Here is an 873-nt window from a genome sequence, read left to right as displayed (position 1 = left end):
ATTATCATTATCATCAAAAAATTGATAGCCAAATTCTCCAGCAAGACCATGTTTTCCCTCTCTAATCTTTCCATCAATAAATAAAGAGCCACCGATTCCAGTACCAATAGAAACTAATGCTAAATCAAGATGTTTATTTTGATTTGAAACTTGTGACATCAAAGCTGCGTTGGCGTCATTTATCAAAAACACATCCAAATTTTTATTTTCTACTTTTTTAAGCAACTCTTCTTTGAAATCAAAGTTTGAATATCCTTTTATCCCAGTCAATCCCGAAACATAAGTTTTATTGATAATTGCTCCCGGCGAAGATGCTGAGACAATATTTATTTTATTTTTATTAATTATTTGAGATATTTTTAGTAGTAACTCTTCTTTTTCAATTTCTCTTGTCGAAAAGGACTCTATCTCCGAACTCTCATCTTTATATGTATCGTGAATTAAATATTTCAGAGTTGTTCCGCCGATATCTAATACTAAAATTTGCATATTATTTTCTCTCCTTAACTATAGCTCATTTTTGAAAAAATATTTTTTCATCTTTTTTAGCTAAATAAGCGATCTCCTCTTCAAGATCAACAATAATGCAATCAATACTTAATATTTTTTCTCCATACCCAATTTCAATTGAATATTCATTAGTAATATAGACATTATCGCCCTTATTTTCAATTTCTCATTTTAAATCTTTTATTGATTTTAGTGACTTTTCAATGTGCAATTCCCTTAACTCCCCATTTTCTAACCTGTCATAATCATATAATCTATAAGTAGTGTCAGAAGGTTGTTGGACCTCTAGAACTTTGGAACCACCACCAATTCCATGAACCAAGCCGGCAGGAACATTAATGAATTGACCAACTTCAGGTTTTA

At 30.5% G+C, this 873-nt stretch carries 1 protein-coding gene and 1 pseudogene; both read right to left on the bottom strand.

All coding sequences use genetic code 4. From position 1 onward, the window contains the following. A partial coding sequence (locus C4B24_RS04830) for an ROK family protein (RefSeq protein WP_131599648.1) occupies window positions 1–489 on the bottom strand: 489 nt, incomplete at its 3' end. Window position 490: 1 nt separating this feature from the next. Beyond that, window positions 491–873: pseudogene (locus C4B24_RS05095) on the bottom strand (mannose-6-phosphate isomerase); the annotation flags it as partial.

The sequence above is a fragment of the Mycoplasma marinum genome, assembly GCF_004335975.1.
Taxonomy (GTDB): Bacteria; Bacillota_I; Bacilli_A; order Mycoplasmatales; family Metamycoplasmataceae; genus Mycoplasma_K; species Mycoplasma_K marinum.
Note: the sequence above shows the minus strand (reverse complement) of the source record. Positions and strands in the feature narration are given on the sequence as shown.